The sequence below is a fragment of the Actinacidiphila epipremni genome (assembly GCF_012034175.1).
Lineage (GTDB): Bacteria > Actinomycetota > Actinomycetes > Streptomycetales > Streptomycetaceae > Actinacidiphila > Actinacidiphila epipremni.
This window is the reverse complement of the sequence record NZ_JAATEJ010000025.1, coordinates 38,711-59,939: the sequence shown is the minus strand read 5'-3', so window position 1 is coordinate 59,939 and position 21,229 is coordinate 38,711. Positions and strand designations below refer to the sequence as shown.

Genomic DNA, 21,229 nt, shown 5'->3' with positions numbered 1-21,229 from the left:
GGTTTTACGGCCTCGTACGGTCCCGGTCGGCGGCCGGCGGGAAGTAGCGGTGCCACCAGTGCGTGCGGTGCGGGTGGAGCGCGGAGCCGAGGCGGCGGCCGAGCAGCAGATAGCCGAGGAGCGAGCCGGCGGTGTTGAGGATGACGTCGTCGATGTCGAACGCCCGGCCCTCCACCATCGCGCCCTGCGTGATCTCGATCATCACCATGACCAGCGCGGTCAGCACGACCACCCGCAGCAGGCCGCGGGCGCCGGGGAAGAGCATCGGCAGCAGGACGCCGAAGGGGACGCCGAGCAGGACGTTGCCGCCGATCTGCTTGACCGAGTCGCGGACGTTCGGCTGGTCGAGGTAGGCGTGGATGGACGCGCCCGGCTTGAGGTTGGTGTGGATCAGGGCGTCCGAGGAGGGTGACGGCACGAGGGTGACCTTCGCGAGCGCCACCGCGAACGCCGCCATGCACACGATCGCGACGGCCAGCACCGCCGCCCGCGCGAGCATCGGCAGGACCGAACGCCGCTGGAGCAGCGGCGGCGGGGGCTTGCGCACTCGCTCCCGCGCCCGCTCGCGCTCGTGGGTACGGCCGGCCGGGCGGCGCCAGAGCCGCGGTTTCGGCTCCGCCGCCGGCTCGGGCGGGGGCGCGGGCTCCGCGGGCCCGGCCTTGCGCCACGGCCGCACATTCACCCTGCGGGGGCTCGCCGCCTCGGCTCCGGCAGCCACGGCGGGCTTCCGCCGCAGCCGCGAACCCGGCGCGGGGGCGGCCTTCGCCGTGGCCTTGGCGCCGGCCTTCGGGCTGGCCTTGGCCCCGGACTTCGCACCGGCCCTGGCCTTGGCGCCCGCGGCCGTCTTCGCCTCGGCCGGCGACGCCGTGCGTTTCGCCGCCGTCTTACGGCCTGGGCGCGGCTCGGGCGGCGGCTCGGGACGTGATCCGCGGAGCCGGTCGAAGAGTGCCACTCGCATCGCCATCTGGCGTAACCCCCCTCGGTCGAAGCCCTCTGGCCGCCGTTTACCCGCGTGCCGCCGCCGTACGCCAAAGACCCCGGCACCACCGCGACCGGCTGTCGCGGTGGTGCCGGGGTCTCACGGCGGTGAGGGGCTGTCACGGCGGCGCGAACGTCTCACCGCCGTTGCGGCCCCCGCACCTGTGCCGGGCCGGGCAATGCCTCAGTGGTGCTGCCCACGGCGCCGACGCGACATGAACAGCAGCGTTCCGCCGGCCCCGAGCACCGCGACCGCTGCCGCCCCGATCCACTCGACCCCGTCCGCACCGGTGTGCGGAAGGCCGGGCGAGGTGGTCGGCGGCTGCGACGGGTGGTGCGAGGGGTGATGCGACGGGTGCCCATGCGTCGGCGGAACCGTCGGCGGCGTGCTGGTGGGCGGCGTCGTCGGCGGAGTGGTCGGCGGAGTCGTGGGCGGATGCGTCGGCGGATGGGTCGGGGGATGGGTCGGCGGGTGCGTCGGGGGATGCGTGGGCGGATGCGTCGGGGGGTGCGTCGGCGGATGGGTTGGCGGATGCGTCGGGGGGTGCGTCGGCGGATGGGTTGGCGGATGGGTCGGCGGGTGCGTCGGAGGGTGCGTCGGCGGATGGGTCGGCGGGTGGGTCGGCGGGTGCGACGGGTGGTGCGACGGGTGGTGCGTCGGCGGGTGCGGGTGGTGCGTCGGGGGATGCGGGTGGTGGGTAGGCGGGTGCGACGGGTGGTGGGTCGGGTGGTGCGTCGGGCGGGTGGGCGGGGTCGAGGGCGGGCAGTCCGACTCGCTCGGCTGCGGCCACCCCGTGTCCGGCGGCGTCGACTCGCCGGGCTGCGGCCACCCCGTGTCGAGGGTGCCCGCGCCGTCGGGGCGTCCCGACGACTGCTGCGGGCGGCTCTCGGCGCCGGGTCGCGCCGCGGTGTCGTGCGGGCGGCTCTGGGTGCCGGGCCGCGTGGTCGTGTCGTGGGGGCGGTCCGCCGTGTCGGGCCGGCTCGCCGCTGCCGCCTGGCTGGGCCAGGCGGTCGGCCAGTCGACGGGCTGCGAGGAGCCGGGGTGGGAGGCCGGGCCCAGGGCGCCCGTCGCGCCCCCGCCGGTGGCGGAGGCGGAGCCGGGGAGCAGCAGGCCGGCCGCGGCCATGACTCCCGCGACGACCACGGCCGAGGAGGCCGCGAGCGCGCGGAACGTCCCTCGCCGGCGCGGCGCGGCGGGGGGATGCGTCTGCTGGTGATCCATGACCGCAGAAAACATCAAATACGACTAATGCGGATGTAAGCCACGAGTAAGGAAGGAGCAGATTCGCACGGATGGCGTCCGCCCCTCACACCACGGCCCCCGTGCAACGGCCGGAGTGACCGCGGCCACCCTGTCGCCCGCCCCGCCGGACGTACAATTCTTCGTTCGCCCTCCACCGGCCGCCCCGGAGGTAACCCGCGTGTCCTGTCTGATCGTCCAGAGCGACAAAACCCTCCTCCTCGAAGTCGACCACGAGCTGGCCGACGCCTGCCGGCGGGCCATCGCCCCCTTCGCCGAGCTGGAGCGGGCGCCCGAGCACATCCACACCTACCGGCTCACCCCGCTCGGGCTGTGGAACGCCCGGGCCGCCGGGCACGACGCCGAGCAGGTCGTGGACGCCCTCGTCGAGTACAGCCGCTATCCCGTACCGCACGCGCTGCTCGTCGACGTCGCCGAGACGATGGACCGCTACGGCCGGCTGCGGCTGAGCAAGCACCCGGCGCACGGACTCGTGCTGACCACCACCGACCGCCCGGTGCTGGAGGAGATCCTGCGGTCCAAGCGCATCCAGCCGCTGGTGGGCGCCCGGATCGACGAGGACACCGTCGCCGTCCACCCCTCCGAGCGCGGCCAGATCAAGCAGGTGCTGCTCAAGCTGGGCTGGCCGGCCGAGGACTTCGCCGGCTATGTGGACGGCGAGGCGCACCCCATCGAGCTCGCGCAGGACGGCTGGGCCCTGCGGCCGTACCAGAAGCAGGCCGTCGAGGGCTTCTGGCACGGCGGCTCCGGCGTCGTCGTGCTGCCGTGCGGTGCGGGCAAGACGCTGGTCGGCGCCGGCGCGATGGCCGAGGCGAAGGCGACGACCCTCATCCTGGTCACCAACACCGTCTCGGCCCGGCAGTGGAAGCACGAGCTGGTCCGGCGCACCTCGCTCACCGAGGACGAGATCGGCGAGTACAGCGGCACGCGCAAGGAGATCCGCCCGGTCACCATCGCCACCTACCAGGTCCTGACGACCAAGCGGAAGGGCGTCTATCCGCACCTGGAGCTGTTCGACTCCCGCGACTGGGGCCTGATCGTCTACGACGAGGTCCACCTCCTTCCTGCTCCGGTCTTCAAGTTCACCGCCGATCTCCAGGCCCGGCGCCGCCTGGGGCTCACGGCGACGCTGGTCCGGGAGGACGGCCGTGAGTCGGACGTCTTCTCGCTCATCGGGCCCAAGCGCTTCGACGCCCCCTGGAAGGAGATCGAGGCGCAGGGCTACATCGCGCCCGCCGACTGCGTCGAGGTGCGCGTCAACCTCACGGACTCCGAGCGGCTGGCGTACGCGACCGCGGAGACCGAGGAGAAATACCGCTACTGTGCGACGACCGCCACCAAGCGCAAGGTCACCGAGGCGCTGGTGGCCAAGCACGCCGGGCAGCAGACCCTGGTCATCGGGCAGTACATCGACCAGCTCGACGAGCTGGGCGAGCATCTGAACGCCCCGGTGATCAAGGGCGAGACGCCGAACGCGCAGCGCGAGAAGCTGTTCGAGGCCTTCCGGCAGGGTGAGCTGTCGGTGCTGGTGGTGTCGAAGGTGGCGAACTTCTCCATCGACCTGCCGGAGGCGACCGTCGCCATCCAGGTCTCGGGGACGTTCGGTTCCCGCCAGGAGGAGGCGCAGCGACTGGGACGGGTGCTGCGGCCCAAGGCGGACGGGCACGAGGCCCGCTTCTACTCGGTGGTGGCGCGGGACACCATCGACCAGGACTTCGCGGCGCACCGCCAGCGTTTCCTCGCCGAGCAGGGTTACGCGTACCGGATCGTGGACGCGGACGACCTGCTCACGGGCGCGGGCGAGGACATCTGAGGGGCGCGCGGGCGTCCGCGGACGGGGGCGCGGGGGCAGGGGCGGTGGCGGGGGTGGTCAGAAGCGCTGCCTTTCGTTGCCGAGCAGCACCACCTCCACCGCGGTGACGGCGTAGACGCGTATCGCGCGGAGCGCGTCGCCGAGCCGATGGCGTGGGTGGTCGTCGGGACGGGTGCCGAGCACGGTCGCTCCGTGCACGGCCGGACCTGGGGTGATCGTCGAGGAGGCCATGTCCCTACGGTACGAAATCCGGCATTCCCTCCACGTCGGGCTGAGGATGTAATTCTGCGGAGCCTGCCTCCGCCCACGGGCGGACCCCCACCCCCTACTCCGCCCTCAGGGGCGACCCTGACCCTGCCCCCTCGGTCGTACGTCCGCCGGGTGACCGCGCACGTCGTACCGGCCACGTCACCGGGCCGGGTCGTACGGCCCCGTCGCCCGGCCGGCGGCCCCGGCCGTTAATCCGTTCGCAACCCGCACGCCCCAGGCGTAAGATCGCGCGTCTTGCCCGCCTCCCGGACGGGAGTGCCGCCGACCGGACGGAAACCGGCCGGCCCTCGTCACGTACCGCAGACCAGCGCCGACCAGTCGGAGGCAGAGCCGTGCCCTCGCACGCCCAGAACCAGCGCACCACCCCCGTCCCGTCCGGAGCCGCCGAGGTGCCGGCGGACACCTCCCCCGCGCCCCTGCGGCGCGAGCGAGACCACCTCGCCGCTTCCCGCGCCGCACTGCGGGCCATGCGCGAGGACGTCGAGGCGCTCGACATCAGCGACGTCACCGGCAACTGGGTGGACGCCAAGATCCTCGCCTCCACCATCGACGCCCGTATCAAGGCGCTCGCGGACCTCTCCGACACCCCGCTGTTCTTCGGCCGGCTCGACTACGAGCACGCTCCCGGCGTGGAGCTGGCCGAGGGCGCGCAGGGCGAGAGCTTCTACATCGGGCGCCGGCACGTGCACGACGCCGAGGGCGAGCCGATGGTGATCGACTGGCGCGCGCCGGTCTCGCAGCCCTTCTACCGCGCCTCGCGCGCCGAGCCGATGGACGTGCTGCTGCGCCGCCGGTTCGGCTACACCGGCGGGGAGTTGACCGCGTACGAGGACGAGCACCTCACCGACCCGGGCGAGTCGGAGACCGCGAGCAAGCTGCTCCAGACCGAGATCGAGCGGCCCCGTGTCGGGCCGATGCGCGACATCGTGGCGACGATCCAGCCCGAGCAGGACGAGATCGTCCGCGCCGGGGTCACCGGCACGGTGTGCGTGCAGGGGGCACCGGGCACCGGCAAGACGGCGGTGGGCCTGCACCGGGTGGCGTACCTGCTGTACGCGCACCGTGAACGGCTCGCGCGCACCGGCACGTTGGTGATCGGGCCGAACGCGTCGTTCCTGCGCTACATCGAGCAGGTGCTGCCGGCGCTCGGCGAACTCCACGTCAAGCAGGCGACGGTGGACGACCTGGTCGCCCATGTGCCGGTGCGGGGCGCGGACCCGGCGGACGCGGCGCGCATCAAGGGCGACGCGCGGATGGCGGAGGTGCTGCGGCGGGCGGTGCGGTCGGGCATCCGGATGCCCACGGAAGGGGTCGTGGTGGTGCGCGGCTCGCGGCGGTGGCGCGTACCGGCGTACGAACTGGAGGAGATCGTCCGGGAGATGGCCGAGCGGGACATCCGCTACGGGGCCGCGCACGACGCGCTGCCGCAGCGGATCGCGCACGCGGTGCTGGTGCAGATGGAGCGGGCGGGCGAGGCGCCCGACGACCGGGTGCAGGACGCGGTGGCGCGCAATACCGCGGTGAAGGCGGCGGTCAAGCAGTGCTGGCCGCCGGTGGATCCGGCGAAGCTGGTGCTGCGGCTGCTGTCCGAGCCGGAATTCCTGGCGCAGGCGGCGGAGGGGATCCTCGACGCGCAGGAGCAGCAGACGATCCTGTGGGCGAAGCCGGCGCGGGGGCTGGCGTCGGCGAAGTGGTCGGCGGCGGACGCGGTGCTGGTGGACGAGGCGCGCGATCTCGTGCAGCGCACGCCGTCGCTGGGGCATGTGGTGCTGGACGAGGCGCAGGACCTCTCGCCGATGCAGTACCGGGCGGTGGGGCGGCGCTGCTCGACGGGCTCGGCGACCGTGCTCGGGGACATCGCGCAGGGCACGACGCCCTGGTCGACGGCGAGTTGGGCGGAGGCGCTGCGGCACCTGGGCAAACCGGGCTCGCGCGTCGAGGAGTTGACGCGCGGCTTCCGTGTGCCGCGCGAGGTCATCGCGTACGCGTCCCGGCTGCTGCCGGAGATCGCGCCCGACCTGGCGCCGGCGACGTCGGTACGTGAGGCGGGCGGCGACTTCGCCGTACGGCCGGTGGGCGCGGGCGAGTTGACGGCGGCGGTCGTGGCGGCGTGCGAGGAGGCGCTGGCGCACGAGGGCTCGATCGGGCTCATCGCGGCGGACCCGGACGTGGCCGCGCTGGGTGCCGCGCTGGACGCGGCGGGGCTGGCGTATCTCGCGCCGGGCGAGGAGACGTCCGCGCAGGCGCGGCTCACGCTGGTGCCGGCGTCGCTGGCGAAGGGCCTCGAATACGACTACGTGGTGCTCGCCGAGCCCGCGGCGATCGTCGCGGCCGAGCCGGACCGGCGTACGGGGCTGCGCCGGCTGTACGTGACGCTGACCCGTGCGGTGTCCGGGCTCACGGTGCTGCACGCGCAGGAGCTGCCGGCGGCGCTGGCGGGGTAGCCGCCGGGGGCGGCACCGGGCACGTTTACGCCACGGCGACGGGGGCGTCCAGGGCCTCGCGCCAGGTGCGGACGGCGGTGGGGTCGACCGCGCCGGACCAGCCGCCGGCGCGGACGGCGCCGCCGACGTGGAAGCCGTCGAGGCCGGCCGCGCGCAGCTCCGGGACGTGGTCGAGGAGGAGGCCGCCGCCGACGAGGAGGTGGGGCTCGTAGCCGGGCTCGCCGCCGCGGGCGGCCTCCGCGCACAGCACGTCCATGCCGGCGCCGACGCCCTTCGGGGAGCCCGCGGTCAGGTACGTGTCCAGGCCCGGGAGGCCGGCGAGCTGGAGGCGTACGGCGTCGCGGTCGGCGGCGCGGTCGATGGCCCGGTGGAACGTCCAGTGGCAGCCGTCGAGGACGTCGACGAGGGCGTGCACGGCGTCGAGGTCGGCGGAGCCGCGGTCGTCGAGGAAGCCCAGGACGAATTCGTCGGCGCCTTCCGCGCGCAGGCCCTGCGCGGCTTCGCACAGCGCGTCGAGCTCGCGGGCGCCGCCCGCGCTGAAGCCGTCGGAGAGGCGGAGCATGACCCTGAGGGGGAGGTCGACGGCGGCGCGGATCGCGCCGAAGGTTTCCCGGGAGGGGGTCAGGCCGTCCGCGGCCATGTCGGTGACCAGTTCGAGGCGGTCGGCTCCGCCGGTTTGGGCGGCGATCGCGTCGTCGGGGCCGAGGGCGATGACCTCGAAGATTGGTCTAGACATATGGCTAAGCCTGCCATACGCCTACGCGGCGCGCGAGTCCCGGGGGGTTGCCCTCCCGGGGGGTGCCCTTGCGGGCGGGCTCTGCCCTGCGGGCTGCTGCTTGCTGTCGTCGCGGGACCATCCGCCGGTCCGCGGCTTGTCGCGCAGTTCCCCGCGCCCCCGGATTGGTTGCCCGGCCGCGCTACACCCTGCGGGGTGCCGCTTGCTGTTGTCGCGGGATCGTCCGGCCGTTCTTGGCTGGGCGCGCAGTTCCCCGCGCCCCCGGATTGGTTGCCCGGCGGCGCTGCACCCCGCGAGGTGCCACTTGCTGTTGTCGCGGGACCATCCGCCGGATCTTGGCTTGTCGCGCAGTTCCTCGCGCCCCTGAGGGTGGTGCCCGGCCGCGCTACACCTACGACGCGATCCTCGCGACCCCGCTGGGCATCCGCGACATCGCGCTCGGTGAGGTGGCGTGGGCGCTGCTGCGCGGCACAGCGGTCACTGTCGTCTTCGGCGCCGCGATCTCCGCCTTCGGGCTGGTCCATTCCGCCTGGGCGGTGCTGGTCCTGCCGGGCGCGCTGCTGATCGCGTTCGCCTTCGCCGCGGCGGGCCTGGCCGTGGTCACGTACATCCGCAGCTGGCAGGACTTCCAGCTGGTGCAGTTGGTGATGCTGCCGATGTTCCTGTTCGCGACGACGTTCTACCCGCTGGGCGTCTACGCGCGGCCGGTGCAGATCGCGGTGGAGTGCCTGCCGCTCTACCAGTGCATCGAGTTGGTGCGCGAGCCGTGCCTGGGGCGGATGACGTGGGGGGTGGGGTTCGCCGCGCTCTATCTCGCGGTCTTCGGCGGCGGCTGCCTCGCGCTGGCGCTGCGGCGGCTGGAGCGCTCGCTGCTGCGGTGAGCGCGACGCGCGGCATGGGTGCACCCCCGTGAGCGAACCGGTGGCGTGATTCCGCCACAATGGCCCGCATGCCTCACACCAGGTCCGCCGCGCATCCCCGCCACGACGCCCTGCTCGCCGAGTGGAACCAGCTGCTCCGCCGCTGCCAGGAGGAGGCGGCGCGGGACACCGGCCCGGAGCCGGGCGACGCGCCCGATCCCCAGCCGTACGGCGAGCAGTTGCTGGAGCGGTGGGCAGAACCGCAGCGGCGGTACCACACGGTGGACCACCTCGCGGACGTGCTCGCCCGCGCGACGGAGCTGACCGCCTACGCGCACGACCCCGACACCGTCGCGCTCGCCGTGTGGTTCCACGACGCCGTCTACCGGCCGGACCGCAGCGAGAACGAGGAGCGCAGCGCCCAACTCGCCGAGCGGGCCTTGGCGGAGGCGCGGGTCGGGGCCGAACGCATCGCGGACGTCGCGCGGTTGGTGCGGCTCACGGTGACGCACGACCCGGCGCCCGGTGACGCGGACGGCGAGGTGCTGTGCGACGCCGACCTCGCCGTGCTGGCCGGCGACCCCGCCTCCTACGCCGCATACGCCGCCGCCGTGCGCGCCGAGTACGGCTTCGTGCCGGACCAGGACTTCCGCACCGGCCGGGCCGCGATCCTGCGCCAACTCCTGGACCTGCCGCACCTGTTCCATACGCCCTACGGCCGCGAGCAGTGGGACCGCACCGCCCGCCGCAACCTCACCACCGAGCTGGAACTGCTGGAGGCCTGAGGCCGCGCGGGGTCAACCGGCGGCCCGTACCGCCCGGATGAGGGTCGTGGCGACGGGCGGCTCGCGGTCGCCGCCGGGGTCGCGGACGACCTCGGTGGTGATGCCGGTGAAGCCGCAGCCGGCCAGCAGCTTCTCCCACAGGCCGGGTTCGAGCACCCACCGCCGCCGGGTCGTCAGGCCGCCGCTGAGCGCCCGTACGGACACCTCGGCCGGGCGGACCTGCGACGCGGGCGCGGAGCCGTCCTCGTAGTGGGCCAGCGTCGCGAGGACGAAGACGCCGCCCGGCCGCAGGCCCGAGGTGACGGCGGGCAGCAGGTGCACGGGGTCGGAGAAGTCGGCGGCGCCGAAGCAGGAATAGGCCACGTCGATGCTGCCCGAGGCGGCGGCGAGGTAGGTCGCCGCGTCGCCGTGGACGAAGTCCAACTCCGCGATGTCGCCGTAGCGTTCGCGCCCCTGCGTGACGCGCACCGCCGAGGTGTCGATCGCGGCGACCTGGCCGGCGCCCAGCGCCTGCGCGACGTACGCGGCCCGTTCGCCGTTCCCCGCTCCGAGGTCGGCGACGCAGGCTCCGGCGACGTCACCGAGGATCTCGGCGCCGGGGCCGAGGCGTTGGTACCAGTCCCAGTACAGCCGCTCCTGCGCGGTGGGCCCCGGTGTGGTGAGGGATGTCACGGAAATCACCGCCACATCCTGGCGGATGCCCCGCGCTCAGGTCCGCCACTCGCCGAATTCACCCCGCCGCCGCTGGCCCGTCCGGGTGCACGGCGGCGCGCCGGCGTACTGCGCGGCCGGCGCTCAGACCATGCCGCCGGCCGCGTGCAGCGTCTGCGCGGTGATCCACCGCCCGGCAGCACGCTGTTGACGGTCACCCCGCGCGGCCCCGGCTCCCAGGCCGGCGCCGGCGAGGCACCACGGCACCGGGGCAGCCGCCGGTCAGGCGCGCAGTGCCGCGGTGGCGTACTCCCAGAGCCGGTCCGCGGACCCGGGGTCGAGCGCGTGGGCGGCGACACCGGCCGGGCGGCCCTCCTCGGCGACGGCCCCCGGGCGTACGGTCGGCGCCTGCCGGTTGTCCTCGAAGTAGCTGCCCGTGGCGCCGGCCACCAGGGGCGAGGCGGCCAGTAGGACGGAGGTGGCGGCGCCCTGCTCGGGGGTCTTGTAGTACGGCAGCGGCGTCAGGTTGCCCTCGTCGTCCAGCACGCCGAACGCGCGCATGGTCGCGTCGTCGATGTGCCGCTGGAGGCGGGTGAGGATGTAGCCGGGGTTGAGGGCGTTGGCGGTGATGCCGTCGCCGGCCCAGCGGCGGGCGGCGCCCACCGCGAGCAGCACGTCGGCGGTCTTGGACTGGCCGTAGGCGGCCCAGGGGTCGTACGGGCGGCGGGCGAAGTGCGGGTCGTCGAAGTCGAAGGGGGCGTCCCGGTGGGCGCCGGAGCTGACGACGACGAGGCGGGCGGCGCCGGCCGCGGCCAGCGCCGGGTGCAGGGCGGTGGCCAGGGCGAAGTGGCCGAGGTGGTTGGTGGCCAGCTGCATCTCCCAGCCGGCCGGGGTGAGGGTGCGGGTGGGCAGCGCCATGATGCCGGCGTTCGCGACGAGGATGTCGAGCGGGCCGCGCCAGTCCCGCGCGAAGGCGGCGGCCGAGGCCGGGTCGGACAGGTCGAGGGCGTGCGCCGTGACCCGGCCCGCCCCGGGCACGGCGGCCAGTTCCCGCACCAGCGGGGCGGCGTCGGCCGGGCGGCGGGTGGCGACGGTGACCTGCGCGCCGGCGGTCGCCAGGGCCCGTACGGTCTCGGCGCCGAGGCCGGAGGCGCCGCCGGTGACGACCGCGCGGCGGCCGTGGAGGTCCACACCGCCGATCACCTCCCGCGCGGTGGCGTGCGGGCCGAAGGGGGTGGTGAGCAGGGCGGAGTCGTCGCGGGCGGGGGTGCCGGGCTGGATGTTCGTGGTCATATGTCCACGCTACGGCCGCGCACCCGGACTCCCTATGGTCGGAAGTCCGTTATTCTTTAGCCATCGTCCAGCCCATGCGGCAGTGAGCATAGTGAGCGCAAGAGGCGCAAGAGGCGCAATGGCCGCAAGAGGCGCCGTCAACGCGACGAGGAGGTGCCGTGGATCCGCTGGAGGACGTGCTGACGCTGCTCGACACCCGCGCCCACCTCTCCTCGGGCCTCGCGGCGGCCGGGCGCTGGGCGGTGCGGTTCGAGGCGCCCGACGTCGTGAAATTCAACGCCGTGCGGCGCGGTTCCTGCCTGCTGGAGGTGGACGGGGAGGGAGCGGGGGCCGGCGGGCCGGTCGCGCTGGCGGAGGGCGACTGCTACCTGCTCACCCGCAGCGTGCCCTTCACCCTGCGCGGCGATCCGCACACCGCCCCCGTCCCCGCCGGGCCGCTGTTCGCCCGGGCCGAGCGCGGGGTGGCCCGAGCCGGCGACGGTGACGGCGACGAGGTGTTCCTGCTCGGCGGCGGCTTCACCTTCGGCGCCCGCGCCCAGGAGCTGCTGCTCGACCGGCTGCCGCCCGTCGTCCATGTGCCGGCCGGCACCCCGCACGCCGAGACGGTGCAATGGGCGCTGGCCGCGATCGACCGGGAGCTGGCGCAGCGGCCGATGGCCGCGACGCTGGTGGCCGAGCATCTGGCCGTCGTCATGCTCGTCCATGTGCTGCGGCTGCACCTCGCGCGCGAGCCGCACGCGGTGTCCGGATGGCTGGCCGGTCTCGCCGACCCGGTGGTCGCCGAGGCGCTGGCATGCCTGCACCGCGACCCGTCGCACACGTGGACGGTCGCCGAACTCGCGGGCGCCGCGGCGGTCTCCCGCTCCACGCTCGCGGCCCGCTTCAAGTCGGCGGTCGGGCAAGGGCCGTCGGAATACCTCACGCGGTGGCGCATCGAACTCGCCGCCCGCCAACTGCGGGACGGCGGGGCGACCCTCGCCGCCATCGCCCGCTCGGTCGGCTACGGCTCGGAGAGCGCGCTCAGCGTCGCCTTCCGCCGGGTCCTCGGCACGACTCCCGGCGACTACCGGACGGCCAACTCACCGCGTACGCTGCCGCGTTCGCCCTGACGCTGCCGCTCGCGCCCGCCACCCGGCCCGCGCTAACCCGCCCACGCCCGCAGCTTCTCCGGGTTGCGGACCACCCAGATCCGGGTGACCCGCCCCTCCGCGACGGCGAACGCCGCGACGGTCAGCGGCACTCCGCCGATCTCGGCGACCAGGCCCGGCCGGCCGTTGACGGAACGCTCCACCAGTGTCAGGCCGGTGGCGCGCGAGGCCATGTGGAGCATGTACTCCGCGATCCGCCGGCCGCCCTCGACCGGGCGCAGGACCGCGGACGACAGCCCGCCGCCGTCCGCGGTCATCACCGCGTCGGGGGCGAGGAGTTCGACCAGCGCGGTGATGTCCTGCGACTGCCACGCCTCCTTGACGCGGCGCACCGCCTCCGCCTGGTCCGGCTCGGACGCGGCCCCGACGGCGGGGGCGGCGCGGACCCGGGCCCGTGCGGAGGAGGCGAGTTGGCGGCAGGCGGCGGGAGTGCGGCCGAGGACGGGGGCGATCTCGGCGAAGGGGTAGCGGAAGACGTCGTGCAGCACGAAGGCGACCCGCTCGGCGGGCGTCATGGTCTCCAGCACGACCAGCAGGGCCATGTCCACGGACTCGTCGAGGACGATCTGGTCGGCGGGGTCGGCGGCCTCACCGGACGTGGCGCCGGGCCGGGCCGCCCACTGCGTACGGTCGGGCACCGGTTCGGGCAGCCAGGCGCCGACGTAGCGCTCGCGCCGGGCGCGGGCGGAGCCGAGCAGGTCCAGGCACACGCGGCCGGCCACGGTCGTCAACCACGCGCCGGGCGAGACGATCTGCCGCTGCCGGCCGGGCGGGAGCGCGTACCAGCGCGCGTACGCCTCCTGCACGGCGTCCTCCGCCTCGGCCAGCGAACCCAGCAGCCGATAGGCCACGTTGATCAACTGGCCCCGCTCGGCGGCCACTTCGGCCACTCCTTGCTGCTTCCCGGACTCGCCCATGGCCCGTCCCCCGCCCCTTTCCCGGCTCCCCCTGAGGCGCGCGTCACATGTCGCGCGCCGCCGCCTGACATCGCGGGCTCCCGCGTCGTCGGCCTGGTGAGACCGTAATCGATCCCCTGCCCGAGGGCAGAAGAGAGGGGCGCGTCATGGCCCTTGAGAAGCCGGCGCCACGCAGCCGGACCGTCACCTTCCTGGCGGTCGCGACCGCCCTGCAGACCCTGGCGATCTTCTTCCAGGCCGCCAGCGCGGGCCTGCTGCTGTCCACCTCGTACGGCGAGCACCTGCACAGCGCCGGGGCGCGGGTGATGTACGGGGCGGCGATGCTGTACGTGCTCGCCGCCGTGCTGGCGTGGCGGCCGGGCGGCGGCTCGGCTGCGCCCATTGCGCACGCGTCCGGCTTCCTGGTCCTGGCGTCGATCCAGGTCGTCCTGGGCATCGCGCATGTGCCGTCCGTCCATGTGCCGCTGGGTGTGCTGATGTTCGGCCTGAGCGTCCTGGTGCTGGCCCGGCAGGTGGCGGAGGCGGTACGCGGCCGGGGCGTCAGGGGATGAGGACGACCTTGCCGAGGTTGCTGCGGGACTCGATCATCTCGTGCGCCCGGGCCGCCGCGGCGAGCGGGACCTGCGCGGAGACGCGCGGGCTCAAGGTGCCCGCCCGGTGCAGCTCCCACACGTCGCCGAGCCAGCGCGCGTAGGTCTCGGGCTCGCTGCGGGCGACCGCCGCCATCTGGAATCCGATCGCCGAGGCGCTGCGGACGAGCAGGTCGTACGCGTCGATCGTGCCGCCGCCCGAGCTGAAGGCGACCAGCCGGCCGCGCGGGGCGAGGGCGCGCACCGCCGGGGTGAGCAGGTCGCCGCCCACGCCGTCGAGGACGACGTCGACCGGCTCGCCCCAGGACGCGTCGCCGTAGAGCACGACCTCGTCGGCGCCGAGGGAGCGGACGAAGTCCGCCTTGGCCGCGCTGCTGACGGCGGCGACGACCCGGGAGGCGCCGCCCGCCTTCGCATATTGCAGAGCCAGCGTGCCGACCGCGCCGGCCGCCGCGGTCACCAGCACGGCGTCGCCCGGGCGCGGGTCGGCCGCCTCGTACGCGCCGCGCGCGACCAGGCCGCTGCGGACGAGGGCGACCGCCTCGACGGCGCTCGCCCGCTCGGGCACGGCGGAGGCCATCGGCTCCTGGAGGAGGGCCCGTTCGGCGTAGGCGTGGGAGAAGCACAGGCCGGTGACCCGGTCGCCCGCCGCGAAGCCGGTGACGCCCTCGCCGACCGCCTCGACGGTGCCCGCGACCTCGCCGCCGAGCGGTCCGGGTTGCGCGCCCTCGCGGACCTTGCGCACCGCCGGGAGCGTGACGCCGACCGCCTCGGTACGGACCAGCAGCTCGCCCGGGCCGGGCTCCGGCACGGCGGCGTCCTCGGTGAACAGGACCTCGGGACCGCCGCTGACCTCGTAGCGGACACGACGCATGGGCACCTCCGGTGCGCGGATCGAACGGGGAGAATCCATTGGGTCTCCCAACGGAATGCAGCGTAGGGCAGAGGTCGTTGGGGCGTCCAATGACTTGCCGCTAGCCTGGCACCATGCCTTCCGCCGAGCCGGCGAGACCCGCCGGACAGGACGAGCCCGCCGCGCTGGGCGTGCCCGCCGAGCTGATCGAGCCCGCCACGCAGGGCGCACCCGCCGGCCTGGACGCACCCGCCGGGGAAGCCCGGGCGCCGGGCGCGCTCGCCCACATCCAGTCCCTCCCGAGCTGGCTGGCCGGCCGGGTCGCCGCGCGCGGCCGGAGCATGGTCGCCGACGCGCTCGCCGAGGAGGGCCTGAAGCTGTCGCAGCACGCCGTGCTCGCCGCCGTCGCCGAGCACGGGCCGCTCGCCCAGGCCGAACTCGTGCGCCGGCTCGGCTTCGACGCGAAGGACGTGGTCCTGCTGCTCAACCACCTCCAGGACGCCGGCCTGGTGCTACGGGAGCCCGACCCGCGCGACCGCCGCAAGAACGCGGTGACGGCCACCCCCGCGGGCCTACGCACCCTGGAGCGCTGCGCGCGGCTCGCCGAACGCGCCAACGCCGCGTTTCTCGCTCCGCTCGGGGCGGCGGAGGCCCGGCAGCTGATGGACCTCCTGGGCCGACTGCACGCGGCCCACGACCCGGACCCGCCCGACCGGCACGGCTAGCCCGCCCCCGCGGCACGGGCAGCGCACCGTCATGCCCGGCACCGCGCACGCGCGCGCAAAAGCGGCGCCGAGAGGGACAGCACCGGGCGCCCACCTGCGGCAGCCGGCACCGCCGGGCGCGCCTCAGCCCCTCCCCGCGCCCGGCGCGTATTTGCGGCGGCGCAGCCCCGCGGCCGTCAGGCGGTGGACGAGCTCCTTGCTGCCGACCTCGACCGCGCCCAGGCGCACCGCGTCGGCGTAGCGCTCGGCCGGGATGTCGTAGTGGTCGCGCTCGAAGGCGCGGGGCGGGGCGCCGAGACGGGCGGCGAAGGCGTGCAGCTCGGCGTATGAGGTGTCGCTGACCAGGTGCGACCACATGCGCCCGTGGCCCGGCCAGGTCGGCGGGTCGAGGTAGACGGTCACCGCGGCGCCCCGCCGCCCAGCGCGCCGACCGGCGCGATCGCCTCGCCGCGCTCCTCGCACACCCAGTGCGGGTCCGGGCCGAGTTCGGGCTCGACGGCCAGCGCGTGCGGCGCGGCGCAGTGCGGGCACAGGGGCCAGCGGCCGTAGGTCTCCATGAGGGCGTCCTGGACGTCCTGCGCGACGAGGCCGGGGACGTACGCGGCGCCGTCCGGCCACTGGCCGAGCCACCAGCGGCGGCCCGCCACCGCGTCCTCGACGAGGGACACGACGGCGGGCCCGGCGACGTCGCGCGCGGTGAGGTCGGCCAGGACGCGTGCGCGGGCCGCGTGCAGCACCGCCTCTGCGGGGTCTTCCATGCGCTCCATTGTCCCAAAGCCGGCCGGCAGCCCGGGCCCCGCGCCGCGACGCCCTCCGCCGCGACGGCCCCTTCAAGGGCCCCAGAAGGCCCCAGGAGGCGCCAGGAGGCCGCACGAGCCCGTCCCGGACCCACGAGCCCCACCACCCCCGGAACGCCCCGCACATGCCCGCAGAGCCCCTCGCGCCCCACCCGGCGGCCCCCGCCGCGCCCCGGCAGGCGGACCCGCACCCCCCGCCGGCCCCGTACAGCACCGGCGCACCCCACCGCACGCCCCACCCCCCAAAGCACCCCCACCCCCAGCACCCCCGCCCTCAAAACCCCCACCCTCAAAACCCCCAGCGCACTCCCACCCCACCCACCCCACCGCCAAACCTCCCCCCTCCCCGAGGCAACCCCCGCCCCACCCCGGAGAGTCCCAGGTAGCGGGGCCCTCTCCCGGAACCGTCCGGCGGGCAAACCCGCTTGACGGCCCCCGGGCGTGAAAATACCTTTCACAGGGTGACCCCCAGCGTGAAGGAAAATTTCCCTCCCGGCGTCCGCCCCCTCCGCGGCGCCGCGGACGCGCACGTCATACCCGTCACGCCCCCGGACCCGGGGGCGCTCGCCGCCAAGGTCAGGACGCTCGCGCCGTCCATGACGCGCTCCATGCAGCGCGTCGCGGAAGCCGTCGCGGGCGACCCGGCAGGCTGCGCCCAGCAGACCGTCACCGCGCTCGCGATCCGTACCGGCACGAGCGAGGCCACCGTCGTCCGCACCGCCCGGCTGCTCGGCTACCCCGGCTACCGGGACCTGCGGCTCGCGCTCGCCGCGCTCGCGGCGCAGCAGGCCGCGGGCGCGCCGCCAGCGGTCACCGCGGACATCGCGGTGGACGACCCGCTGCCCGATGTCGTCGCCAAGCTCGCCCACGAGGAGCAGCAGACGCTCGCCGACACCGCCGCCCAGCTCGACATGGCGCAGCTCGACGCGGCCGTGGCCGCGCTGTCCGCCGCCCGGCGGACGGACGTGTACGGCATCGCCGCCTCCGGCCTGGTCGCCCAGGACCTGGCGCAGAAGCTGCTGCGGATCGGGCTGGTGGCGCACGCGCACGCCGACCCGCATCTGGCGGTCACCAACGCCGTGCAGCTGCGGGCCGGTGACGCGGCGGTCGCGATCACCCACTCGGGGACGACGCACGACGTCATCGAGCCGCTGCGGGCGGCCTTCGACCGCGGTGCGACGACGATCGCGGTGACCGGCCGGCCGGACAGCCCGGTCACCGAGTGGGCGGATGTCGTGCTGACGACGTCGAGTTCCCGCGAGAGCGAGCTGCGGCCGGCCGCGATGTCCAGCCGTACGAGCCAACTGCTCGTCGTCGACTGCCTGTTCGTCGGGGTCGCGCAGCGCACGTACGACTCCGCGGCGCCGGCGCTGGCCGCCTCCTACGAAGCGCTCGCCCACCGGCACCGGCCACGCCCGCGACGTGCGTGAACACCGCGGGAACGGCACCGGGCCGGCCCCTCCCGGTGCTGGTTCGCCGGATCATGCAAGGAAATAATGGACTGAGACCGTTTTCCGCGGCTTCCACCCCCTTCCGCCCCCCACTCCCCCCACGCCTCACCCCCACGCCGCACCCGACCGCTGCGAGAAGGATGAACGAGCCGCATATGCCCCAGTACACCGAGCTGCGCCGCGAGTTGGACGCCCTGACCACCGAGGCGTTCCGGCCCGAGCTCGCCGAGATCGACCGGCTGCCGACGCTGGAGATCGCCCGCACGATGAACGCCGAGGACGCCACCGTCCCGGCCGCCGTCGCCGCCCAACTGCCCTCCATCGCCGCGGCGATCGACGGCATCGCCGACCGGATGGCGCGCGGCGGGCGGCTGGTCTACGCCGGCGCCGGCACGGCGGGGCGGCTCGGCGTGCTGGACGCCAGCGAGTGCCCGCCGACGTTCAACACCACGCCCGGGCAGGAGGTGGTGGGGCTCATCGCGGGCGGGCCCGGCGCGATGGTGACCTCGGTGGAGGGCGCCGAGGACAGCAAGGCGCTGGCGGCGACGGATCTGGACGCGCTCGGGCTGACCGCGGCCGACTCCGTCGTCGGCGTCTCGGCCTCGGGGCGCACCCCTTACGCGGTCGGCGCGGTCGAGCACGCCCGCGCGCTGGGGGCGCTGACGGTGGGCCTGTCGTGCAACGCCGGGTCGCCGCTGGCCGCCGCCGCGGACCACGGCATCGAGGTCGTCGTCGGGCCCGAACTGGTCTCCGGCTCCACTCGGTTGAAGGCCGGCACCGCGCAGAAGCTGGTGCTCAACATGCTCTCGACGATCACGATGATCCGGCTCGGGAAGACGTACGGGAACCTGATGGTGGACGTGCGGGCGTCCAACGAGAAGCTGCGGGCCCGTTCCCGGCGCATCGTGTCGCTGGCCACCGGCGCGGACGACACCGCGATCGAGGACGCGCTCACCGCCACCCGGGGCGAGGTGAAGCCGGCGATCCTGACCCTGCTGGCCCGGGTGGACGCCCCGACCGCGGACCGGCTGCTGCACGAGTCGGGCGGGCATCTGCGCAAGGCCCTGGAGTCCGCCCGGCGTTGAGCACCGCCGTATCCGAACGAGGCGGCGCCCCCTTCCCGTTGCGGGGAAGAGGGCGCCGCCTCGTGTCCGTGGACGGTGATCCCGGAAGGGGGATCAGAAGTCCATGTCACCGCCGGGCATGCCGCCCGGAGCAGCCGCGGCGGCCTTCTCCGGCTTGTCGGCGATGACGGCCTCGGTGGTCAGGAACAGCGCGGCGATGGACGCGGCGTTCTGCAGCGCGGAACGGGTGACCTTCGCCGGGTCGATGATGCCCTCGGCGATCATGTCGACGTACTCGCCGGTCGCGGCGTTCAGGCCGTGGCCGATGGGCAGGTTGCGCACCTTCTCGACGATGACACCGCCCTCCAGGCCGCCGTTGACGGCGATCTGCTTGAGCGGGGCCTCCAGCGCGAGCTTCACGGCGTTGGCACCGGTCGCCTCGTCGCCGTCGAGCTCCAGCTTCTCGAAGACCGCGGACGCCTGGAGCAGGGCCACGCCACCACCGGCGACGATGCCCTCCTCGACGGCGGCCTTGGCGTTGCGCACCGCGTCCTCGATGCGGTGCTTGCGCTCCTTGAGCTCGACCTCGGTGGCGGCACCGGCCTTGATGACGGCGACGCCGCCGGCCAGCTTCGCCAGGCGCTCCTGCAGCTTCTCGCGGTCGTAGTCCGAGTCGCTGTTCTCGATCTCGGCGCGGATCTGGTTGACCCGGCCCGCGACCTGGTCGGCCTCGCCGGCGCCGTCCACGATCGTGGTCTCGTCCTTGGTGATGACGACCTTGCGGGCGCGGCCGAGCAGGTCCAGCCCGGCGTTCTCCAGCTTGAGGCCGACCTCCTCGGAGATGACCGTGCCGCCGGTGAGGATGGCGATGTCGCCGAGCATGGCCTTGCGGCGGTCGCCGAAGCCCGGGGCCTTGACGGCGACGGACTTGAAGGTGCCGCGGATCTTGTTGACGACCAGGGTCGACAGGGCCTCGCCCTCGACGTCCTCGGCGATGATCAGCAGCGGCTTGCCGGACTGCATGACCTTCTCCAGCAGCGGGAGCAGGTCCTTGACCGCGGAGACCTTGGAGTTGACGATCAGGATGTACGGGTCGTCGAGCGACGCCTCCATACGCTCCAGGTCGGTGGCGAAGTACGCCGAGATGAAGCCCTTGTCGAAGCGCATGCCCTCGGTGAGCTCCAGCTCGAGACCGAAGGTCTGCGACTCCTCGACGGTGATGACGCCTTCCTTGCCGACCTTGTCCATCGCCTCGGCGATGAGCTCGCCGATCTGGACGTCGGCGGCGGAGATGGAGGCGGTGGAAGCGATCTGCTCCTTGGTCTCCACGTCCTTGGCCTGCTCCAGCAGGGCGGCGGAGACGGCCTCCACGGCCTTCTCGATACCGCGCTTGAGGGCCATCGGGTTGGCGCCGGCCGCGACGTTGCGCAGGCCCTCGCGGACCAGCGCCTGGGCCAGCACGGTCGCGGTGGTCGTACCGTCACCGGCGACGTCGTCCGTCTTCTTGGCGACTTCCTTGACCAGCTCGGCGCCGATCTTCTCGTACGGGTCCTCGAGCTCGATCTCCTTGGCGATGGACACACCGTCGTTGGTGATCGTGGGGGCGCCCCACTTCTTCTCAAGGACGACGTTGCGGCCCTTGGGACCGAGGGTGACCTTGACGGCGTCGGCGAGCTGGTTCATCCCGCGCTCAAGGCCGCGCCGCGCCTCCTCATCGAACGCGATGATCTTAGCCATGTGAAGTGTCCTCCGCGGACTGGGGGTTCCCCCACCGGTGGCGGGGGGCGGTGGTACGGACCGCGTGGCGCCCGCGACGGACGGCCTGCCGGCCACCGGTTCCTTCCCGGCGTCCGGACGGGCCTCACCGACCCGGTCCAGGTGGCACTCTCGTAGTGAGAGTGCTAACGCCAATGATTAGCACTCTCCCCCTGCGAGTGCAAGCGCCCGCGGGGCCCGGGCACGGCGAAGGGCCGCCTCCGTGCGGGAGGCGGCCCTTCGCGGTGGCGTCGCGTCGGTGGCCGAACGCGCCCGAGCCGATCAGCCGGCCAGCCGGACCATGTCCGCCTGCGGCCCCTTCTGCCCCTGCGAGATCTCGAACTCGACTCGCTGGCCTTCTTCGAGGGTGCGGTAACCGTCCATCTGTATCGCGCTGTAGTGGACGAAGACATCCGCACCACCGTCGACCGCGATGAAGCCGTAGCCCTTCTCCGCGTTGAACCACTTGACGGTGCCCTGAGCCATTCCTAACTCCCCTATTACTGGCCCTATCGCGGCCCCGCGCTCCGCGGGCCCGGGTCAGACCTCACCCCCGAGGGGGTGTGCGCCGGAACGCGTCGACCGCGGCTGAATGTATCTGCACGGATGCCGTCCGCAACAGGTCAATTGGACGAGAATTCTTGGCGAGACGCATCGGAAATACCCCGCGAAAAATCGATAATGCGGGACGATTCGGACCGGGCATAAGGTGCACATCGGGCTTATCGCTTGTGACTTTGCCGATAAATCGGCGCAACCGCTGCACAACAGCGCTGCCGGGAGACCTTGCCGCGGGCAACGTTTCCGGCGGCCCCCCGCCGCCTCACACGCGGGCGCC

Annotated in this window: 21 protein-coding genes; 9 read left to right on the top strand and 12 right to left on the bottom strand. The window is 74.2% G+C overall.

All coding sequences use genetic code 11. The features are described from left to right. Positions 1–4 precede the first annotated feature (4 nt). On the bottom strand, positions 5–964 hold the full coding sequence (locus HCN08_RS36980) for a VanZ family protein (protein ID WP_407648886.1): 960 nt from the start codon (positions 962–964) through the stop codon (positions 5–7). Positions 965–1,162: 198 nt separating this feature from the next. After that, positions 1,163–2,104 (bottom strand): LPXTG cell wall anchor domain-containing protein, encoded by a 942-nt coding sequence (locus HCN08_RS36975; protein ID WP_407648891.1) that lies wholly within the window; start codon positions 2,102–2,104, stop codon positions 1,163–1,165. Between the two features lie 295 nt (positions 2,105–2,399). On the opposite strand from HCN08_RS36975, the gene HCN08_RS26360 reads away from it, so the two are divergent. Then, entirely contained in the window at positions 2,400–4,052 is a 1,653-nt protein-coding gene (locus tag HCN08_RS26360) for a DNA repair helicase XPB (protein WP_167985751.1), read from the top strand. A gap of 57 nt (positions 4,053–4,109) precedes the next feature. Here HCN08_RS26360 and HCN08_RS26355 read toward each other — a convergent pair whose 3' ends face one another. Beyond that, on the bottom strand, positions 4,110–4,283 hold the full coding sequence (locus HCN08_RS26355; protein ID WP_167985750.1) for a hypothetical protein: 174 nt from the start codon (positions 4,281–4,283) through the stop codon (positions 4,110–4,112). A gap of 371 nt (positions 4,284–4,654) precedes the next feature. On the opposite strand from HCN08_RS26355, the gene HCN08_RS26350 reads away from it, so the two are divergent. Beyond that, positions 4,655–6,766, top strand: a complete 2,112-nt coding sequence (locus HCN08_RS26350) for a HelD family protein (protein WP_407648885.1) — start codon at positions 4,655–4,657, stop codon at positions 6,764–6,766. Between the two features lie 25 nt (positions 6,767–6,791). Here the strand turns inward: HCN08_RS26350 and HCN08_RS26345 are convergent, their stop codons facing one another. Then, entirely contained in the window at positions 6,792–7,502 is a 711-nt protein-coding gene (locus HCN08_RS26345) for a copper homeostasis protein CutC (protein ID WP_167985749.1), read from the bottom strand. Between the two features lie 335 nt (positions 7,503–7,837). Between HCN08_RS26345 and HCN08_RS26340 the strand changes: the two genes are divergently transcribed. Both HCN08_RS26340 and HCN08_RS26335 read left to right on the top strand, forming a co-directional pair. Then, a complete protein-coding gene (locus HCN08_RS26340; protein WP_167985748.1) occupies positions 7,838–8,383 on the top strand; it encodes an ABC transporter permease in 546 nt (181 codons plus the stop codon). Positions 8,384–8,451: 68 nt separating this feature from the next. After that, positions 8,452–9,147, top strand: coding sequence for an HD domain-containing protein (locus tag HCN08_RS26335; RefSeq protein WP_167985747.1), 696 nt, complete (start codon positions 8,452–8,454; stop codon positions 9,145–9,147). 12 nt (positions 9,148–9,159) lie between these two features. Here HCN08_RS26335 and HCN08_RS26330 read toward each other — a convergent pair whose 3' ends face one another. Together HCN08_RS26330 and HCN08_RS26325 are read right to left on the bottom strand one after the other, a co-directional pair. Continuing rightward, complete coding sequence (locus HCN08_RS26330; RefSeq protein ID WP_167985746.1) at positions 9,160–9,828, bottom strand: class I SAM-dependent methyltransferase; 669 nt, start codon at positions 9,826–9,828, stop codon at positions 9,160–9,162. A gap of 252 nt (positions 9,829–10,080) precedes the next feature. Continuing rightward, on the bottom strand, positions 10,081–11,091 hold the full coding sequence (locus HCN08_RS26325) for an SDR family NAD(P)-dependent oxidoreductase (RefSeq protein WP_167985745.1): 1,011 nt from the start codon (positions 11,089–11,091) through the stop codon (positions 10,081–10,083). A gap of 158 nt (positions 11,092–11,249) precedes the next feature. Between HCN08_RS26325 and HCN08_RS26320 the strand changes: the two genes are divergently transcribed. Beyond that, positions 11,250–12,200, top strand: a complete 951-nt coding sequence (locus tag HCN08_RS26320; RefSeq protein ID WP_167985744.1) for an AraC family transcriptional regulator — start codon at positions 11,250–11,252, stop codon at positions 12,198–12,200. A 32-nt stretch (positions 12,201–12,232) separates the two neighbouring features. Here the strand turns inward: HCN08_RS26320 and sigJ are convergent, their stop codons facing one another. Continuing rightward, complete coding sequence (sigJ, locus tag HCN08_RS26315) at positions 12,233–13,156, bottom strand: RNA polymerase sigma factor SigJ (RefSeq protein WP_167985743.1); 924 nt, start codon at positions 13,154–13,156, stop codon at positions 12,233–12,235. Positions 13,157–13,302: 146 nt separating this feature from the next. On the opposite strand from sigJ, the gene HCN08_RS26310 reads away from it, so the two are divergent. Next, entirely contained in the window at positions 13,303–13,707 is a 405-nt protein-coding gene (locus HCN08_RS26310) for a hypothetical protein (protein WP_167985742.1), read from the top strand. Here HCN08_RS26310 and HCN08_RS26305 read toward each other — a convergent pair. Continuing rightward, positions 13,697–14,620 (bottom strand): quinone oxidoreductase family protein, encoded by a 924-nt coding sequence (locus tag HCN08_RS26305; RefSeq protein ID WP_167985741.1) that lies wholly within the window; start codon positions 14,618–14,620, stop codon positions 13,697–13,699. The two genes, HCN08_RS26310 and HCN08_RS26305, sit on opposite strands and share 11 nt — an antisense overlap. A gap of 113 nt (positions 14,621–14,733) precedes the next feature. Here HCN08_RS26305 and HCN08_RS26300 point away from each other — a divergent pair, with 113 nt between their 5' ends. Then, positions 14,734–15,324 (top strand): MarR family winged helix-turn-helix transcriptional regulator, encoded by a 591-nt coding sequence (locus HCN08_RS26300; protein ID WP_167985740.1) that lies wholly within the window; start codon positions 14,734–14,736, stop codon positions 15,322–15,324. A 123-nt stretch (positions 15,325–15,447) separates the two neighbouring features. On the opposite strand, the gene HCN08_RS26295 is transcribed toward HCN08_RS26300, so the two are convergent. Then, positions 15,448–15,726, bottom strand: coding sequence for a DUF4031 domain-containing protein (locus HCN08_RS26295; RefSeq protein ID WP_167985739.1), 279 nt, complete (start codon positions 15,724–15,726; stop codon positions 15,448–15,450). Then, positions 15,723–16,082: a hypothetical protein gene (locus HCN08_RS26290; protein ID WP_167985738.1), complete on the bottom strand. Its 360-nt coding sequence runs from the start codon at positions 16,080–16,082 to the stop codon at positions 15,723–15,725. Before HCN08_RS26290 ends, HCN08_RS26295 begins: the two co-directional genes overlap by 4 nt. Positions 16,083–16,582: 500 nt before the next feature. Between HCN08_RS26290 and HCN08_RS26285 the strand changes: the two genes are divergently transcribed. Continuing rightward, entirely contained in the window at positions 16,583–17,551 is a 969-nt protein-coding gene (locus HCN08_RS26285; RefSeq protein ID WP_167985737.1) for a MurR/RpiR family transcriptional regulator, read from the top strand. A 176-nt stretch (positions 17,552–17,727) separates the two neighbouring features. Then, a complete protein-coding gene (gene murQ, locus HCN08_RS26280) occupies positions 17,728–18,657 on the top strand; it encodes an N-acetylmuramic acid 6-phosphate etherase (RefSeq protein ID WP_167985736.1) in 930 nt (309 codons plus the stop codon). A 93-nt stretch (positions 18,658–18,750) separates the two neighbouring features. On the opposite strand, the gene groL is transcribed toward murQ, so the two are convergent. Both groL and HCN08_RS26270 read right to left on the bottom strand, forming a co-directional pair. Continuing rightward, positions 18,751–20,373, bottom strand: a complete 1,623-nt coding sequence (gene groL, locus HCN08_RS26275; protein WP_167985735.1) for a chaperonin GroEL — start codon at positions 20,371–20,373, stop codon at positions 18,751–18,753. A gap of 300 nt (positions 20,374–20,673) precedes the next feature. Further along, positions 20,674–20,877 (bottom strand): cold-shock protein, encoded by a 204-nt coding sequence (locus HCN08_RS26270; protein ID WP_009339379.1) that lies wholly within the window; start codon positions 20,875–20,877, stop codon positions 20,674–20,676. Positions 20,878–21,229: the final 352 nt, after the last annotated feature.

Excerpts from the sequence above, each read along its gene's own strand:
- HCN08_RS36980 (WP_407648886.1), bottom strand. The coding sequence starts at position 964 with ATGGCGATGCGAGTGGCACTCTTCGACCGGCTCCGCGGATCACGTCCC.
- HCN08_RS36975 (WP_407648891.1), bottom strand. The coding sequence starts at position 2,104 with ATGGCCGCGGCCGGCCTGCTGCTCCCCGGCTCCGCCTCCGCCACCGGC.
- HCN08_RS26355 (WP_167985750.1), bottom strand. The coding sequence starts at position 4,283 with ATGGCCTCCTCGACGATCACCCCAGGTCCGGCCGTGCACGGAGCGACC.
- HCN08_RS26345 (WP_167985749.1), bottom strand. The coding sequence starts at position 7,502 with ATGTCTAGACCAATCTTCGAGGTCATCGCCCTCGGCCCCGACGACGCG.
- HCN08_RS26335 (WP_167985747.1), top strand. The coding sequence starts at position 8,452 with ATGCCTCACACCAGGTCCGCCGCGCATCCCCGCCACGACGCCCTGCTC.
- HCN08_RS26325 (WP_167985745.1), bottom strand. The coding sequence starts at position 11,091 with ATGACCACGAACATCCAGCCCGGCACCCCCGCCCGCGACGACTCCGCC.
- sigJ (WP_167985743.1), bottom strand. The coding sequence starts at position 13,156 with ATGGGCGAGTCCGGGAAGCAGCAAGGAGTGGCCGAAGTGGCCGCCGAG.
- HCN08_RS26310 (WP_167985742.1), top strand. The coding sequence starts at position 13,303 with ATGGCCCTTGAGAAGCCGGCGCCACGCAGCCGGACCGTCACCTTCCTG.
- HCN08_RS26305 (WP_167985741.1), bottom strand. The coding sequence starts at position 14,620 with ATGCGTCGTGTCCGCTACGAGGTCAGCGGCGGTCCCGAGGTCCTGTTC.
- HCN08_RS26300 (WP_167985740.1), top strand. The coding sequence starts at position 14,734 with ATGCCTTCCGCCGAGCCGGCGAGACCCGCCGGACAGGACGAGCCCGCC.
- HCN08_RS26290 (WP_167985738.1), bottom strand. The coding sequence starts at position 16,082 with ATGGAAGACCCCGCAGAGGCGGTGCTGCACGCGGCCCGCGCACGCGTC.
- murQ (WP_167985736.1), top strand. The coding sequence starts at position 17,728 with ATGCCCCAGTACACCGAGCTGCGCCGCGAGTTGGACGCCCTGACCACC.
- groL (WP_167985735.1), bottom strand. The coding sequence starts at position 20,373 with ATGGCTAAGATCATCGCGTTCGATGAGGAGGCGCGGCGCGGCCTTGAG.
- HCN08_RS26270 (WP_009339379.1), bottom strand. The coding sequence starts at position 20,877 with ATGGCTCAGGGCACCGTCAAGTGGTTCAACGCGGAGAAGGGCTACGGC.